This is a genomic window from Pseudomonas sp. P9_2, assembly GCF_034008255.1.
GTDB lineage: Bacteria > Pseudomonadota > Gammaproteobacteria > Pseudomonadales > Pseudomonadaceae > Aquipseudomonas > Aquipseudomonas synxantha_A.
Map to the genome: position 1 here is coordinate 3,876,620 of NZ_CP125376.1, position 16,211 is coordinate 3,892,830.

At 62.8% G+C, this 16,211-nt stretch carries 15 protein-coding genes; 8 read left to right on the forward strand and 7 right to left on the reverse strand.

Features of this window, described 5'->3' with window-relative positions; genetic code table 11:
* Positions 1–177 precede the first annotated feature (177 nt).
* Both QMK52_RS17410 and QMK52_RS17415 read right to left on the reverse strand, forming a co-directional pair.
* Complete coding sequence (locus tag QMK52_RS17410; RefSeq protein WP_194438674.1) at positions 178–774, reverse strand: glutathione S-transferase family protein; 597 nt, start codon at positions 772–774, stop codon at positions 178–180.
* A gap of 85 nt (positions 775–859) precedes the next feature.
* Complete coding sequence (locus QMK52_RS17415) at positions 860–1,846, reverse strand: AraC family transcriptional regulator (RefSeq protein ID WP_050989073.1); 987 nt, start codon at positions 1,844–1,846, stop codon at positions 860–862.
* A 65-nt stretch (positions 1,847–1,911) separates the two neighbouring features.
* Between QMK52_RS17415 and QMK52_RS17420 the strand changes: the two genes are divergently transcribed.
* Positions 1,912–3,138: an MFS transporter gene (locus tag QMK52_RS17420; RefSeq protein WP_320403142.1), complete on the forward strand. Its 1,227-nt coding sequence runs from the start codon at positions 1,912–1,914 to the stop codon at positions 3,136–3,138.
* Between the two features lie 42 nt (positions 3,139–3,180).
* Positions 3,181–4,011, forward strand: a complete 831-nt coding sequence (yghU, locus tag QMK52_RS17425) for a glutathione-dependent disulfide-bond oxidoreductase (protein ID WP_194438670.1) — start codon at positions 3,181–3,183, stop codon at positions 4,009–4,011.
* A gap of 218 nt (positions 4,012–4,229) precedes the next feature.
* Here the strand turns inward: yghU and QMK52_RS17430 are convergent, their stop codons facing one another.
* Genes QMK52_RS17430 through QMK52_RS17440 form a run of 3 tightly spaced genes read right to left on the reverse strand, consistent with a single transcriptional unit; the run spans position 4,230 to position 6,971 of the window.
* Positions 4,230–5,156, reverse strand: a complete 927-nt coding sequence (locus QMK52_RS17430) for a sugar ABC transporter substrate-binding protein (protein ID WP_320403143.1) — start codon at positions 5,154–5,156, stop codon at positions 4,230–4,232.
* A 19-nt stretch (positions 5,157–5,175) separates the two neighbouring features.
* Entirely contained in the window at positions 5,176–5,955 is a 780-nt protein-coding gene (locus tag QMK52_RS17435) for a TIM barrel protein (RefSeq protein ID WP_194438668.1), read from the reverse strand.
* The gene (locus QMK52_RS17440) at positions 5,952–6,971 is read right to left on the reverse strand and encodes a Gfo/Idh/MocA family oxidoreductase (protein ID WP_320403144.1); all 1,020 of its coding nucleotides are present in this window, start codon (positions 6,969–6,971) and stop codon (positions 5,952–5,954) included. Before QMK52_RS17440 ends, QMK52_RS17435 begins: the two co-directional genes overlap by 4 nt.
* A gap of 183 nt (positions 6,972–7,154) precedes the next feature.
* On the opposite strand from QMK52_RS17440, the gene QMK52_RS17445 reads away from it, so the two are divergent.
* Positions 7,155–9,116 (forward strand): sigma-54 interaction domain-containing protein, encoded by a 1,962-nt coding sequence (locus QMK52_RS17445; RefSeq protein WP_320403145.1) that lies wholly within the window; start codon positions 7,155–7,157, stop codon positions 9,114–9,116.
* A gap of 533 nt (positions 9,117–9,649) precedes the next feature.
* Here the strand turns inward: QMK52_RS17445 and QMK52_RS17450 are convergent.
* Positions 9,650–10,699 (reverse strand): LacI family DNA-binding transcriptional regulator, encoded by a 1,050-nt coding sequence (locus QMK52_RS17450; protein ID WP_320403146.1) that lies wholly within the window; start codon positions 10,697–10,699, stop codon positions 9,650–9,652.
* Positions 10,700–10,862: 163 nt separating this feature from the next.
* On the opposite strand from QMK52_RS17450, the gene QMK52_RS17455 reads away from it, so the two are divergent.
* Genes QMK52_RS17455 through QMK52_RS17475 form a run of 5 tightly spaced genes read left to right on the forward strand, consistent with a single transcriptional unit; the run spans position 10,863 to position 15,309 of the window.
* Positions 10,863–11,957: a fatty acid desaturase family protein gene (locus QMK52_RS17455; RefSeq protein ID WP_005789481.1), complete on the forward strand. Its 1,095-nt coding sequence runs from the start codon at positions 10,863–10,865 to the stop codon at positions 11,955–11,957.
* A complete protein-coding gene (locus tag QMK52_RS17460; protein ID WP_005789479.1) occupies positions 11,954–12,277 on the forward strand; it encodes a MocE family 2Fe-2S type ferredoxin in 324 nt (107 codons plus the stop codon). Before QMK52_RS17455 ends, QMK52_RS17460 begins: the two co-directional genes overlap by 4 nt.
* Positions 12,277–13,476 carry an NAD(P)/FAD-dependent oxidoreductase gene (locus tag QMK52_RS17465; protein WP_320403147.1) on the forward strand — a complete coding sequence of 400 codons (1,200 nt, stop codon included), beginning with the start codon at positions 12,277–12,279 and terminating at the stop codon, positions 13,474–13,476. Before QMK52_RS17460 ends, QMK52_RS17465 begins: the two co-directional genes overlap by 1 nt.
* 1 nt (position 13,477) lies before the next feature.
* Entirely contained in the window at positions 13,478–14,296 is an 819-nt protein-coding gene (locus QMK52_RS17470) for a sugar phosphate isomerase/epimerase (protein ID WP_320403148.1), read from the forward strand.
* A gap of 50 nt (positions 14,297–14,346) precedes the next feature.
* The gene (locus tag QMK52_RS17475; protein ID WP_005789473.1) at positions 14,347–15,309 is read left to right on the forward strand and encodes a Dyp-type peroxidase; all 963 of its coding nucleotides are present in this window, start codon (positions 14,347–14,349) and stop codon (positions 15,307–15,309) included.
* Here the strand turns inward: QMK52_RS17475 and QMK52_RS17480 are convergent.
* Entirely contained in the window at positions 15,306–16,178 is an 873-nt protein-coding gene (locus QMK52_RS17480) for an undecaprenyl-diphosphate phosphatase (RefSeq protein ID WP_005789472.1), read from the reverse strand. The two genes, QMK52_RS17475 and QMK52_RS17480, sit on opposite strands and share 4 nt — an antisense overlap.
* Positions 16,179–16,211: the final 33 nt, after the last annotated feature.

The window sequence follows — 16,211 nt, forward strand, 5'->3', positions numbered from 1 at the left end:
GAGTGGGAGGGGGCTTGCCCCCGATAGCGGTGGGTCAACCCACATCAATGTTCGCTGGGCCGACGTCATCGCAGGCAAACCAGCTCCCACATTTAGATCCTGGGGTGTCAGGTAGAGATGCGCCGGCTGTCAGGCCGTCACGGGGGCAAGCCCCCTCCCACATATGAACTGCGATGCTTAGGCGATTGGGTAGCGTTTGAACGCTGGGTGCTGTTCCAGGCGTTCAGCATGGCGCTTCAGGTTGGGGAACGCATCCGACTTCACCACCGACGCCACGGTGAACTGGCTGAACGACCAGGCGACCGCTGCTGTAATGGATGCCTGGGTCAGCGCTTCACTGTCTGCCAGTTGCTTGTCCAGCAGGGCATAGGCCGCCAGCAATTGCCCACTGACGCGTTCGATCCACGGTGCATGTAACTTTTCGGCTGGGCGCAGGTTGTGTTCATAGACGATCTGCACACTCTTTTCACAGGCTGCAAGGGCCAGTCCGAGCAGTTGCAGGTCGTGGGCGCGTGCTGCCGGTTGTTGGGGCAGTAGCTTCTTGTCAGCCGGCGCCAGTGCTTCCAGGTAATCGAGGATCAGGCTCGAATCCATCAGCACCATCCCGTCGTCCAACACCAGGGAGGGGGCTTTGACCACGGGGTTGATCTGGGCAAATTGCGCGTAGGTGCTGAACACCGACAGCGGTTCATGCACAAACTCCACCCCATACAAGTCCAGGGAAATCGCCACGCGGCGTACGTAGGGCGAGTCCAGCATTCCGACCAGTTTCATGCAGCCTCCATTGCTTTCGCGGTGTGATTGGCTGACGAGATTAAGGCTTCATGATCAGGGTGCGCAATGCTTGAAGGGGCGGTCGCTACATTGAACTGCGGGCCGCCCCGGGCGGTTGCCCGGTGATGCGCTTGAAGGCACGGCTGAACGCCGCCTGGGAGGTGTAGCCGAGGCGTTGCGCGACGGTTTCGATGGGCATGCGCTCCAGGCTCAGCCACTGCGTGGCCAGGCGCATGCGCAGTTCCGTAGCGTAGCGCAACGGCGGTATGCCGAGGATGGCCTGGAAGCGATCGGCAAATACCGAGCGCGAGGTATGGCATTGCGCGGCCAGTTCCGCCACGCTCCAGTCGCGGCCCGGCTGCTGGTGCAGGGCGAGGAGGGCGCGGGCCAGGCGTGGATCGCGTAGCGCCGCCACCAGGCCCGAGGCGTTGCCACAGGCGCATTCGACCCAGCCGCGTACGATCATCGCCGCCACCACATCGGCCAGGCGCGCCAGGATGCCGGCATAGCCGATGCGGGCCGTGGAGACTTCCCGTTCCATCACCGCCAGGATCGGCATCAGGCCGGGGTAACGCTGGCCCCCCGCATCGATCAGCATCAGCGCCGGCATCAGGTTGCCGAGCCCCTGGATGCTGCCGAGTTCGAACTCCATGCAGGCACTGAACAGCAAGGTGCTGGGCGTCGCGTTAGGGGAAGCATCCACGGCGCAGACCGCATCCCCCAACGGGGCACTGTCGAAATCGCCTATATCGTGCACACCGGCGCTCGCATCGGATAACAGTGCATGCGCGCCACCATGGGCGATGAACACCGCATTGCCCGCCGACAGTTCGAAAAGGTCGCCATCCTCGCCGCGCAAGGTCACGTGGCCGGCCGCGAGAAAGTGGAAATAGGCATGGCCGGGCTTGGCGTCAAAGCCCATGCCGAAGCTCGGCCCGGCCTGGATGCGGCGGTACTTCACACCGCGCAGGCGCATGCCGCGCAGCAGCTCATTGATCAGGTCGGAAGACAGGGTAAAAGTATGCGCGGCAGTCATGTTCGGGGTTTCGATCAAGAACTCAAGGGTTTGCATCATAGATCATCCGGGCGGGCAAACCTAGACTGGCCGCCTTGCCAATGATCCGAGGATGACCTGTGATGAGTGAGTATGCAGCTCAAACCCCTGCCGGGGTGGTGACGGAGCCGGCCTGGCTGGCGGTATTTTCTTTGGCGATGGGGGTGTTCGGCTTGCTGACGGCGGAGTACCTGCCGGCCAGTTTGTTGACCCCCATGGCCTTGGACCTGGGGGTCTCGGAGGCGCTGGCCGGCCAGGCCGTGACGGTGACGGCAGTGGTGGCGTTGTTTGCCGGTTTGCTGGTGCCCGGCCTGACCCGAAGCATCGACCGGCGCGTGGTGCTGCTGGGGTTCTCCACGCTGATGATCGCCTCCAACCTGCTGGTGGCGTTGTCTTCCAGCCTGACCGTACTGCTGTTGATGCGCATCCTGCTGGGCATCGCCCTGGGCGGTTTTTGGAGTATGGCAGCGGCAGTGGCCATGCGTCTGGTGCCGCCGGCCTCGTTGCCCCGGGCGCTGTCGATCATTTTCAGTGGCATTGCGCTGGGTACCGTGGTCGCCGTGCCGCTGGGCAGCTATCTGGGTGGGCTCTATGGTTGGCGCAGTGCGTTTATCGCGGCGGCTGCCGTGGGTGGGGTGACCCTGGCGTTCCAGGCGCTCACCCTGCCGCGCCTGGCGCCCAACGGCGCTGCGCGCCTGCGCACTGTGCTGCAAGTGCTGCTGCGTCCGGGCATCGCCATGGGCATGTTCGGCTGTGTACTGGTGCACACCGCGCATTTCGCGTTGTTCACCTATATTCGTCCGTTCCTGGAAAGTACCACCGGCGTCGATACCCAAGGGCTGGCCCTGATGCTGCTGGGTTTTGGCGTAGCGAATTTCGTCGGCACCTTGCTCGCAGGTTGGTTACTGGTGCGCCACCCGCGTGGAACATTGGTGTTGATGCCGGTGCTGGTGGGCATTGCGGCACTGGCCCTGGTCTGGCTACCGGTATCACTGCCGGGCCAGGCGTTGCTCCTGGCGCTGTGGGGCATGGCGTTTGGCGGTGTGCCGGTGGCGTGGTCCAATTGGGTCGCCCGTGCCGTGCCGGACCAGGCCGAAAGTGCCGGCGGCATGGTGGTTGCGTCGGTACAGTCGGCGATTGCCGCGGGGGCTGCCGGTGGTGGTTTGATGTTCAGCGTCAGCGGCATCGGCGGGGTGTTTGTCGGCGCGGGTGTATTGATGCTGTTCGCGGCCTTGCTTATCGCCCTGCGCGTACAGGTGCCTCGACAAGACGGGGAGGCCGGTGTGACGCATCACCCGTCTTTGGTTTAGTCTGGAACGCTTCGTTTATCGCAATCCCTGAGGAGCAGTGGCATGGCTGATTATGTACCCCCAAAGGTCTGGACCTGGGACACCGAAAGCGGCGGCACCTTTGCCAGTATCAACCGGCCCATCGCCGGTGCTACCCACGAAAAGGCGCTGCCAGTAGGCAAGCACCCATTGCAGCTGTACTCCCTGGCTACGCCCAATGGGCAAAAGGTCACGATTCTGCTTGAGGAATTGCTGGCGCTGGGGCACACCGGTGCCGAATACGACGCCTGGCTGATCAAGATCGGTGACGGCGACCAGTTCGGCAGTGGCTTTGTGGGGGTAAACCCGAACTCGAAGATTCCGGCGCTGATGGACCACAGTGGCGCCACGCCGATTCGGGTGTTCGAGTCCGGCGCGATCCTGCAATACCTGGCCGAGAAATTCGGCGCGTTCTTGCCCAGCGAGCCTGCGGCCCGAGCTGAATGCCTGTCGTGGTTGTTCTGGCAGATGGGCAGCGCGCCTTACCTGGGCGGAGGTTTCGGACATTTCTATGCCTATGCACCGAGCAAGATGGAGTACCCGATCAACCGCTTTGCCATGGAAGCCAAGCGCCAACTGGACGTGCTGGACAAGCGCCTGGCGGTGAGCGAGTACATCGCCGGCGATGAGTACACCATTGCCGATATCGCCATCTGGCCCTGGTACGGCGGGCTGGTCAAGGGCCGCTTGTATGGCGACTCGGCGGAGTTTCTCTCGGTGCATGAATACAAACACGTGCTGCGCTGGGCCGACGCAATTGACGCCCGGCCAGCGGTGCAGCGCGGGCGGCGGGTGAATCGGGTGTCGGGTGAGGAGCAGTTGCCCGAACGGCATGACGCGAGTGACCTGGACTGATTCAGATCCAAAGGTGTGGCAAGCCCTAGTGCCAGTCAGCTAAGCGAGCATCGCCCTCTGTAGGAGCGAGCGTGCTCGCGAAAAACGTCAACGATAACGCTTGTTTACTCAATGAGCGCGGTGTCTGTGAGTTTTTTGCGAGCAAGCTCGCTCCTACAAAAAGCCTTAACTGACTGGCCTTAGGGCAAGCCCCACATTTGGCTCTCCTTAGCCTCGGTTTACTTGTAGCGCTGTTCGAATACCGCCACCTGGTCGGGCTTGATCAGTTCAAACGGCACCCACACTTCGGCTTCAATCGGTTCGCCGTTGATCATCTTGATCGCCGCTTGCACCGCCTGGGTCGCCTGGGCCTTGGGGTCCTGGAACACTGAGGCCGCAAGCAGCCCACGCTTGATCGCGGCCAGGCCATCGGGCAAGCCGTCGATGCCGACGATCGCAATCTCGCCTTTGGCCTTGCCCGCTTGCTGCAACGCCATGGCCGCACCGATTGCCATTTCATCGTTGTTGGCCACGATCGCATCGAACTGCGTGCCCGCCAGCAGCCAGTTGCTGGTCAGGTCCATGCCTTTGTTGCGTTGCCACTCGGCGCTTTGCTGCTCGACGATCTTGATACCGGGAAATTCCTTGAGCACCTGCCTGGCGCCTTCGGTGCGGTCATGGGTGGCGTTTTGCGCGAGGTCGCCCATGATGATCGCCACATTGCCTTGGCCACCGAGTTTTTCTGCGAGGTAGCGCATCTGCAGTTGTCCGGCCTCGATGTCGTTGGAGGCCACCGTGACTACGCCCTTGGGCAGTGTGCGTTCATCCGGGTGACGGTTGACGTACACCAGTGGCGTCTTGGCCGCCACGGCGGCTCGGGTGATATTGGCAGTGGCGGCGGTGTCGACCGGCAGCACGATCACCGCGTCGACTTTCTGGTTGAGAAACCCCTCGACTTGATTGAGCTGGCGCACCACATCGCCCTGGGCGTCTTCGAACTGGATCTGCACGTCCTGCTGTTTCGCCGCAGCCTCCAGGCCGCTACGCACATAGGTCATGAAGTTATCGTCAACCCGGGCAATGCTTACGCCGATGCGATAGGCGGCGAAGGTCCATTGGCTGAACAGCAACAGCAGCGCGGCCACTAGCAATGAATAACGATGCATAAGTGTGTTCCTTTTATTGTTATAGGGTGAATGCCTGGCGGAAGCGCTCCAGGGCCACTTCGCTGGTGCCGCTGGCCCAGCCCTCCAGGCCGACCACGCCGGTGTAGCCCATGGCGTGCAGCGCACGGGCAATGGCCGGGTAGTGGATTTCGCCGGTGCCGGGTTCCTTGCGCCCGGGCACGTCGGCCACCTGGATTTCACCGATGGCGCCGCCGGCGCGCTGGATCAATTCGATCAGGTTTCCTTCGCCTATCTGCGCGTGGTACAGGTCCAGGTTCATCTTCAGATGCGGGCTGCCCACGGCTTCGATCAGGGCCAGAGTGTCGTTGGCGCGGGCGAAGGGCGTACCGGGGTGATCGACGGCGGTGTTGAGGTTTTCCAGCAGGAACACGTGGCCGGCGTCTTCCCCCAGGCGCGCGATTCTTTCCAGGGTCTTGCAGGCGCTCAGCCACATGCGTCCGGTGGTCTGGCTGACCGGCTGCACCGGCAAGCCGCCGTCACCCAGGCCGGTGCCGTGCAGGTTGAGGCTGGGGCAATTGAGGCGCTCGGCGATGCCCAGGGATTCGCGGGCGCTGTCGAGCAGTTGGCGGCTGCCTTCGGGGTCGGTGAGGGTGCCGCTGATGTAGCCGGTCATCGAGGTGAAGTTCGCGCCGGTCGCGGCCAGGGCGTCGATGTCCTTGTCGGTCCAGCTCCAGATTTCGGCGCTGAACCCCAGGGCGTGGATACGTTTGACCCGTTCGATGAAGGGCAGGTCGAGAAACACCATCTCGGCGCTGACGGCCAATGTGAACGGCATCATGGGCGTGCCCCTTGTACGGCCACGGCCTTGCCGGTCTCGTACGACTCAATGCAGGCGCGGGCAATTGCCAGGGCTGCACGCGCATCCTCACCGCTGGCCAGGGGCTGGGCGCCGCTGCGCAGGCAGTCGACGAAGTGGTTGAGTTCGGCAATGTAGGCGTCGCGCAGCAGGTCTGTGTCCATCCGCTGGGTGTCGGCCTGGATGCCTTGGGCCAGGTAGCGCACCAGGTCGCAGTCATTGAGGCTGCCCATGCTCAGCATGCCCTGGCTGCCGAACACTTCACCGCGTACATCATAGCCATACACCGCCTGGAAGTTGGCCTCGGCGGTGGCAATGGCGCCGTTGTCGAAGCGGATCGTGACCACTGCAGTGTCGAGTAAACCTTGGCTTTTGTACGCCGGTGCGATCAGCGCGTCGGCCATCACATAGACCTGCACCGCTTCGGCGCCGGGATTGAGGTAGCGCAGGGTGTCGAAGTCGTGGATCAGGGTTTCCAGGAAGATCACCCATTGTGGTGAAGCGGCTGGGTTGTTCAGCGCCGGGTCGCGGGTCAGCGAGCGCAGTAACTGCGGCGTGCCGATGCGGCCGGCGGCGACATCGAGGTGGGCGGCACGGAAGCTCTTGGCGAAACGCCGATTGAAACCGACCTGCAACGGCACCCGGCCGTCGGCGGCAGCGGCGATGGCGCGATCGGCTTCATCCAGGGTGATCGCCATGGGTTTTTCGCAGAAGATGCCCTTGCCGGCACGGGCGGCGCTGATCACCAGGTCGGCGTGGCTACGGGCGGGGGAAGCGATAAGCACTGCGTCGATATCGGGGTCGTCCAACAGCTGTTGTGGGTCGGTGTAGACCTTGTCCACCCCCAGCTCTGCTGCCAGGCGTGCGGCCTGGCCTGGAGTTGGGTCGGCGATGGCGGCAAGGCAGGCGCCGGGGATGTGGCGGGCCGCCGTAAGGCCGTGGAAGCTGCCCATGCGACCGGCACCGATCAATCCGAGGCGGATGTTTTGTGTACTCATGAAGTGACCCCTTTTTATTGTTGGCCGCAGGACGGTCCTGGCTGGCATAGAGGCAGGAGCAAGGGTTGTGCCAAGTCATAACGCACTGATTTTTAAGAGTTTATAAAATAGACTAAACAAAATGTGTTCATTCAAATGACATGCCTATACTGACATGTCAAAAACATGAACATGGATACCTCGATGACCCTGACGTTTAGCGGGCAAGACCTCGATTACCTCACGGCCCTGGGGCCTGCTGCGCTGAATGACGGCCCCGTCGCTGCATTGGAGCAGGGCTGGCGAGCGTGTCTGTCTGGCCAGGTCGAGCGCCCGGCCGGGGTGCGCCAGGTCATCTGGGATTCCTGGCGGCGCAGTATCGAGGCGGGTATCGATCCCGATGACAGCCACTACCGTTTCGTTGCCGCCCAAACGCTGGCGGCTACCCTGGCCAATCACCGCGCACTGATCGCCGCTGCCGCGCAGGTCATGCACGGCCTGCTGGCCTATAACCCACGCGGCCATATCAACCTTACCGATGCCGAGGGCACCACCCTGTATTTCTGCGGGCTGGACATCACCCCCGTGGGGAGTCGCCTGCTGGAATCGGTACAGGGCACCAACTGCACCGGCCTGGCCCTGGCCGAAGATCGCCTGGTGTACGTATTGGCCGAGGAGAATTTCGCCGGCGCCCTGCGCCAGCGCCGCATGCACTGCGCCGCTGCGCCGATCAAGGATGCTCAGGGCCAGACACTGGCGATGCTCACGCTGACCGCCGAGCCCGGCTGGTTTCATTTCCATACTCTGGGTACCGTCCAGGCGGCAGCCGAAGCGGTGTCGCGGCAGATGGCGCTGCAGGTGTTGCTGGAAGAACAACAAGCGGTGCTCGAAGTGCTGAACGAAGGCTTGGTGGTGCTGGATGAGCATGGCTGCATCAAGGCGCTCAACCGCTATGCGCGGCAGTTGTTCGGGGTGGGGCTGGAACTGCTCGGCAGTCCGTTCCAGCGCCTGGGGTGCAATGAGTTGAGCGACGCGCTGGGTGAGCCGGTGCGCGACCTTGACTGCACCTTTGAGCTGCGCGACCGCAGCCCGCTTGCGTGCCTGGTTTCGGTATGCCCGCTGGAGCAGGGTGGGGTGATTGTGTCAGTGCGCGAAAACCGCCGCATCCGCGAAATCACCCGACGCATTGTCGGCACCCAGGCCCGCTATACCTTCGACACCATCCAGGGCTCCTCGCGGGCGATCCAGGACGCGCTGCACCTGGGGCGCATTGCCAGTCGCGGTGACGCCACCACCTTGATCCTCGGCGAAAGCGGCACTGGCAAGGAGCTGTTCGCCCAGGCCATTCATAATGCCAGCGAACGTTGCAACGGCCCGTTCGTGGCGGTCAACTGCGGTGCCATCCCCCGGGACCTGGTGCAGAGCGAACTGTTTGGCCATGTCGAAGGCGCGTTCACCGGCTCGGCGCGAGGTGGGTCGGCGGGCAAGTTTGAATTGGCCGATGGCGGCACCATCTTCCTGGATGAAATTGGCGACATGTCCTTCGATGCCCAGGTCAGCCTGTTGCGGGTCTTGCAGGAAGGCGAAATCACCCGCGTAGGTGCGAAAAATTCGCGGCCCGTGGACGTGCGCATCATCACCGCTACCCATCGCAACTTGAGCCAGGCAGTGGCCGAAGGCGCGTTTCGTGAGGATCTTTACTACCGCCTCAATGTGTTGAACCTCACGGTGCCACCCTTGCGTATGCGCCGCGAGGATATCCCGCTGTTGGCACGGCATTTCCTGCAGCGCTGTGCGCGTTCGTTGCGTAAAGCGGTGCAGGGTTTCTCGCCGGAAGCGCTGGCGCTGCTGTCAGCCCATGGCTGGCCGGGCAATGTGCGTGAATTGGAAAACGCCATTGAACGGGCGACCAACCTGGCGATGGGGGAGTTGATCCAGCCGGCTGATTTGCCGCTGGAAACTCAGCAAAGGGCAGCGCTGCGCTTTTACCAGCCCCAGCCCGCGCAGGATCTGAGCAGCCATGAACTGCACGCCATCGTCGCTGCGCTGAAAAACACGGGCGGCAATATCCGCCTGGCGGCTCGGCAACTCAACGTGTCGCGGGGTGGGCTGTACAACAAGATGGGGCGGTTTGGTTTGAGTGCAGGGGATTTTCGCGGGCGGTGAATGATTGTCAGTGTGCAGATTAAATGGGGGAGGGGGCTTGCTCCCGATGGCGGCCTGACAGCCGACCAGGATGTTGGATCAGACCGAGTACATATCCATTCCTGCGGTAACGGCTACTTAGGGTTCCGCTCTTACAGCGGCTCACTTTTGGAAGGACCCAAAAGTAAGCAAAAGGTCCTCGCCCCACCACTCGGCACCTCGCTTAGGCTCGGTGTGCCCGTAATCCGACATGGATTTGGGGGGCCGCCGCCACGCGCCATCCATGGCGCGGGGCGGCTAAACCGGCATCCCTGCCGGTTTACCCCCCAAATCCCTGTCGAATTCCGGCCAGCGTGGTTTAACGGGGCGCCTGAGATCAAAAGCAGATCAAGAGCGGCTCGCTTCGCATCGTGGTTACCGGGGGCTGCTACAGAGTTGTGTAGTTATCCATGCTGCGCTAGCGGTGTGTCAGCCTCTGAGTTTTTGGCGGGGCCGTCGCCATCGGGGTAGGTCGAATCTTCGCACTGTCCCTCTCACATTGTGTTTTTTGTGTCTCAGGTGCCCATATTTTCCGAGGTCACTATCTGCGGTGGTATATGCACCCGATGCCGCACCGGATCGAAGCCTTCTTCATTCAGCAACTGCACCAGCAGTTGCACCAACGCCGCCGCCGTCTGCCGCGGCTGCGAGTCCATCACTACATCGATCAAGCCGCGGCTCAACGCCTGGCGCGACAGCTCGGTCGACTCCTGCAGAATGCAACACAGCGCCGGGCGCTTGGGCAGTTGCGCCAGGGCGTTGATCACGCCGTCACCGCCGCCGCCCACCACGCACAGGCCGCGCAGGTCGGTGTGGCGGGCGAGCAGGTCGAGGGTGGCTTCCTCGGTGATGTCGCAGTTATCCAGGTTGATCAGCGGCTCCAACGGCTTGAGGCCCGGCGCGTGTTCGGCCAGGTAGCTGTGCAAGCCCTTGACCCGTGCCTGGTGCCCGAGAAAACGATGGCCGCCAAGCAAAATGCCAACGCTGCCTTTGCGTGCGCCGCAGATGTGTGCCAGCAGCCAGCCCATGGTGCGCCCGACTACGTGGTTGTCCTGGCCCACATAGGGTTCGAGGGCCTGTTCATGGATATCCGACAGCAGCGCAACCACTGGTACGCCAGCTTCACGGATCTGCGCCAGGCAGGCGTTGATCAGCGGATGGGCGAAGCTGACCACCGCCAGGGCGTCGCACTGCACCGCCAGTTGCTCGATCTGCGCGACGATGGCATTCGGTGAACGGTCGTTGATGTAGTCGAACTGGCAGCTCAGGTTGGCGGTGGCGTGATGCTGCGCGGCATCGCTGATGGACTGGGCGAGGTTGGCATAGAAGGCCTGGGCGGTGCCCAGCAACAGCACGCCGAAACGGTAGGTGGGGCGCCGTTCGCGGATGCGCTGGCCGATCAGTCGTGCAGCGAAATAACCCACGGCTTCGGCGGCCTGGAACACCTGTTCGGCCGTGCCCGGGTTGACCGGGGCGCGGGCGTTCAATACCCGGTCGACGGTGGCCACGCTAAGCCCCGCGTGGGCGGCGACGGTGGCGATGGTTGGGCGTTTATGGTTGTGCATTGGCAGGCCCCTTGAGCGTCTTGATAGAAAACTATCAAGCCCCGCTGGGCCTGGATGATAGCTTGATAGGGAATGGATTCAAGGCCTTGAGGGTGATTTGGCTGCGCTCTATGGTTGGTTCCGCAAAGCACCTGAAACCCTACGCTTGCGGAGAACAATAACAATGCCTGAACACACCGCTTACCGCGCTCGGCGCGACTACAGCCTCACTGGCCCTGAAGCGGCCCGCGCCGCCGAAAAAGGCCTGGTTTCGGCCAACTGGTACCAGTCGCCCATCTCGCGCAAACGCATGAAAGAACTGATGCAGCGCCGCGACGCTCCGGCCTTGCTCGACACCGCTATCTGGGTCTCGACGCTGTTGGTCACAGGCTTTGGTGGCTATTGGTTCTGGGGCTCCTGGGCCTGCGTACCGTTTTTTCTCGTCTATGGCGTGCTCTACGGCACGGCGTCCAACCCGCGCTGGCACGAAACCGGGCACGGCACTGCGTTCAAGACCCGCTGGATGAACGACGGGCTGTACCAGGTGGCGAGCTTCATGTGCCTGTTCGAACCTCACGTGTGGCGCTGGAGCCATGCCCGTCATCACACCGACACCATCGTCGTCGGCCGCGACCCGGAGATCGTCGAGCCGCGCCCGCCGAGCCTGTGGATGATGGCCCTCAGCCTGTTCAACCTGCCCCTGGCCTGGAAGACCTTCAGCGGCGTGGCCCGCCATGCGCTCGGGCGCATGAGTGCCCAAGAGCAAGACTTCATCCCTGAATCCGAATGGCCCAAGGTATTGCGTGCCGCACGTATATGGATTGGGATTTATGCGCTGATCATCGGCGCCGCGTTGTACCTGCACAGCTGGCTGCCGCTGATGCTGGTGGGGCTGCCCAGTCTCTATGGTGCCTGGCTCGGCTACCTGTTCGGCCTCAGCCAGCATGTGGGCCTGGCTGAAGATGTGCTCGACCATCGCAGTAACTGCCGCACCATCTACATGAACCGGGTGCTGCGCTTTATCTACATGAACATGAACTACCACCTCGAACACCACATGTACCCGATGGTGCCTTACCACGCGCTCAGTCAACTGCACGAAGAGATCCGCAGCGACTGCCCAGCGCCGTATGCCAATCTGTGGGAGGCCTACCAGGAAATCATTCCGACTATTTGGCGCCAGCGCAGCGACCCCAGCTATTTCGTCCAACGCCCGACCCGTGGCGAGGGAGCTTGCTCGCCACACAGTAAAAGCCAGTCATTGGAGATAAATGCATGAACGATCAATGGATCGACGTCTGCGCCGTGGGCGAAATAGAAGCAGAAGACGTGCTGCGCTTCGACCACGGTATTCACACCTACGCGGTGTTCCGCTCTGCCGAGGATGAATTCTTCGCCACCGCCGGCCTGTGCACCCACGAGAAAATCCACCTGGCGGACGGCCTGGTGATGGACCACGTGATTGAATGCCCAAAGCACAACGGGCGCTTCGATTACCGTTCCGGCCAAGCCCTGGGCGCGCCGGTGTGCGTCAACCTCAAGACCTACCCGGTGCGGGTCGAAGCGGGGCGGGTACTGCTCGCTGTCACGGCCGGATGATGAACCAGGCCCTGATCATCGTCGGCGCTGGTCATGCCGGTGGACGTGCGGCACTGACCTTGCGTGAAGAAGGTTACAGCGGGCGCCTGATCCTGATCGGCGATGAAGCGCACTTGCCCTACGAACGCCCACCGTTGTCCAAAGGCGTGCTGCAAGGCTCGACGGACCTGGCGGAATGCAGCCTGTGCGACAGTGCACAGTTGGCGGCATTGGGCATCGAGCATATCGCCGGTAACCCGGTGAGCCGCCTGGACCCGCAGCAACACCGGCTGCAACTGGCCGACGGCCAATGGTTGACCTATACCGGCTTGTTGCTGGCTACCGGTGGCCGGGCGCGACGCTTGCCCGAGGCGCAGGCCCCTGTGCTTTACCTGCGTACCCACGATGAAGCCTTGGCTCTGCGTGATAAGTTGCGTCCCGGCACCCGCCTGGTCGTGGTCGGTGGTGGCTTTATTGGCCTGGAGGTGGCGGCCACCGCACGAGGGCTGGGGTGTGAGGTCACGCTGCTTGAAGCCGGGCCACGCTTGGCGAGCCGGGTGTTGCCGGCGCCGATTAGTGCCTCGCTGCTGGCGTTGCATCGTGATCAAGGTGTGGACGTGCGCTTGAACGTCGGCGTGGAATGCATCCACGCCGACGCCGTGCAACTGGTCGATGGGCAACGGCTGCCCTGTGACCTGGTGGTGGTCGGCATCGGCATGCAACCCAATATCGAGCTGGCGGCGGCGGCAGGGCTGGAAGTCGGTCAGGGCATTCGTGTCGACGCGCAATTGCGCACCAGCGCGGCGGATATCTACGCGGCGGGGGATGTCTGCGAGTTTCGCCTCGCTGGCGTCTTTCAGCGCCAGGAAACCTGGCGCAACGCCGAGGCCCAGGGGCGGCACGCCGCGTTGAACCTGCTGGGGCGAGCGCTGCCATTCGAGACGCTCCCCGGTTTCTGGTCCGACCAATACCACTGGGGTTTGCAGACTGTCGGGATGATGACTGCACGCACGGTCAGCCGTGCGTTGCCTGGGGGTGGCCTGTTGCTGTTTTACCTCGACGACGATGCCCGGTTGCAAGGCGCGTGCGGCTGGGCGCCGGGCAACGGTGCGGCCAGGGACATCAAGCTGTGCGAGCGCCTGATTGCCGCGGGCACTGTGCTCGACCCGGGCAGCCTGGCAGATGCCGATGTGTCCCTCAAACCACTGTTGCGAGGCTGATATGCGCCAACTTCTGGTATTCCAATCGATGTGGGCCATGCAAACCGAGCCCGGCAGCCTCGAAGCGCAACTGGACCGCATCGCCGCCGCTGGTTTCGACGGCATCACCGATCATTACTGGACGCTGGCCGCAGTCTCGCGCTTGCATGCTGCTGCCACGGCCAGGGGCTTGCAGATCGAAGGTCAGCTGTTCCCGCAATCGGTGGACGATCTGGCCAGGGCATTGGAAGTGATCGGCCGCTACGGTTGTCACCACCTGACCCTGCAAGCCGATGTGCGCCCGCGTACCCAGGTTGAGGCGGCCAGGCTGATCGAAGGCTGGCAGCGCCTGGCCGAACAGGTGGACTTCCCGATCCTGCTGGAAACCCACCGTTATCGACTGACCAACGACCTGCTGTTCACCCTCGACCTGCTGGCGCAAATGCCCGACCTGAAACTGCTCGCAGACCTGTCCCACTACGTGGTTGGCCGCGAGTTGCCCGAGCCCGGCAGTGTGGAAGACGACGAACAGATACGCACCATCCTGCGTCATAGCTGGGGCTTTCATGGCCGCATCGCCAGCAGCGAACAGGTGCAGGTTGGCCTGGATTTTCCTCAGCACCAGCCTTGGGTCGAGCGCTTTACTGGCTGGTGGCGCTATGGGATCGACGACTGGCTGACCCGTGCCGACGCGCCCCAGAGCCTGCCCTTCACCTGCGAACTGGGCCCGCCACCCTATGCGATCACCGATGCAATGGGGCGAGAACTCACTGATCGCTGGGCCGAGGCGCTCAAGATGAAAGCGCTGATTCGCCAGGTGTGGGCCAGTTGTCACGGCTGATCTGCTAACCTGCGTCGGTTCAAACCGACCTTAGCCTATGGATCTGCCTGATGAAAACCTGCCCTGTCCAGCCACCTCTCGAACCGCAGTCCGTGTGCCACCCGATCACCAGCAGCGCGATTTTCATGGTCGCCACCCTGGCCCCCGACGCGGCTGAAAACGTGCGTGGCTGGTGTGCCGACATCGCCGGCCTTGTGCGTTCGGTGGGCAAGCGCGTGCCGTCGGGCAACCTGACCTGCGTCTGCGGCTTTGGCTCGGATGCGTGGGACCGGCTGTTCGGCGCCCCACGCCCTGCGTCGCTGCATCCGTTCCGCGAATTCGGTGTAGAAGGGCGCAAGGCGGTGTCGACCCCGGGCGATATCCTCCTGCATATCCGCGCCGAGCAGATGGACCTGTGTTTCGAGCTGGCGACCCAATTGATGGCCGCCTTGGGCGATAGCGTCAAGGTGGTGGATGAGGTCCAGGGTTTCCGCTATTTCGATATGCGCAGCATCATCGGTTTTGTCGACGGCACCGAAAACCCGGTAGGGCGCAAGGCCGAAAGATTCACCCTGGTCGGTGACGAAGACCCTCAGTTCGAGGGCGGCAGCTACGTAGTGGTGCAGAAATACCTGCACAACATGAGCGCCTGGAACGGCTTGACGGTAGAAGCCCAGGAGAAGGTAATCGGGCGAACCAAACTGGCAGATATCGAACTGGACGAAGAAACCAAGCCGAGCAACTCTCACAGTGCCTTGACCGTCATCACTGACGAGAACGGCGAGGAAGTGAAGATCCTGCGCGACAATATGCCCTTCGGCCGCCCCGGCGCCGGCGAGTTCGGCACCTACTTCATCGGCTACGCACGCTCGCCGCAACCGCTGGAGCAGATGCTGGAAAACATGTTCGTTGGCCGCCCGGTTGGCAACTATGACCGCTTGCTCGACTTCAGTACGGCAGTGACCGGTGGTTTGTTCTTCGTGCCCTCGGCCGATCTGCTTGAAGCGCTGGCCGACCGCGAACCGACGGCTTAACTCAACAACCCGCTGCTGACCGCCACAATCAGGAAGATCCCCAGCAGCGCACGGTAGATGACGAACGGCCAGGTGGAGAAGCGCTCCAGGAACTTCATCAGGCCCCAGATCGCAAAGAACGCCGAGATGCTCGCCACCACCAGGCCGAAGATCAAATGCGGCCAGGCGTGGGCAGGCATGTCGGCGCGCAGCAGCACCCACAGTTCTTTCAAACCCGCCAGGGCAATGGCCGGCAGGCCCAACAGGAAAGAAAACCGCGCCGCTTCTTCGCGTTTGAAATTCAGGAACAGCGCTGCGGTCAGCGTGGAGCCCGAACGCGACACCCCAGGAATCAACGCGCCGATCTGCGCCACCCCCACGATCAGCGCATCGCGCAAGCGCATTTGGCTTACGTCGCGGGTATGGCGGGCGCGCACTTCGGCCAGTGCCAGCAACACCGCCATCACCACGCAGGAAATGCCGATCACCATCAGCCCGCGCAATGGCGAGTTGCATGCATTCAGGGTCGAAGACAGCGCCAACCCGGCAATGCCAATCGGGATAGTCGCCAGCACGATCGCCACCGCCAGTTTGAACCACCGATCGTTATAGTCGCCCCGGCGTACCGCACTGATACTGCCGGTGGTGACCTGGCGCACATCCCGCCAGAAGTAACTGACCACTGCCGCCAGCGCGGCCAATTGCATGGCCGCCGAAAACGCCGAGCCCGGGTCTTGCCAGCCGAGCAGGGCGGGCACCACGCGCATATGGGCGGTGGACGACACCGGCAGCAATTCGGTGATGCCCTGGATTACCCCCAGGATGAAAATTTGCAGGTAATCCAGGGAGGCAAAGCCCACATCCAGGCCGGCGGTACAGACATTGGTCACAATACGTGTCCTTGAGCGAAAGGTGGAAACCGG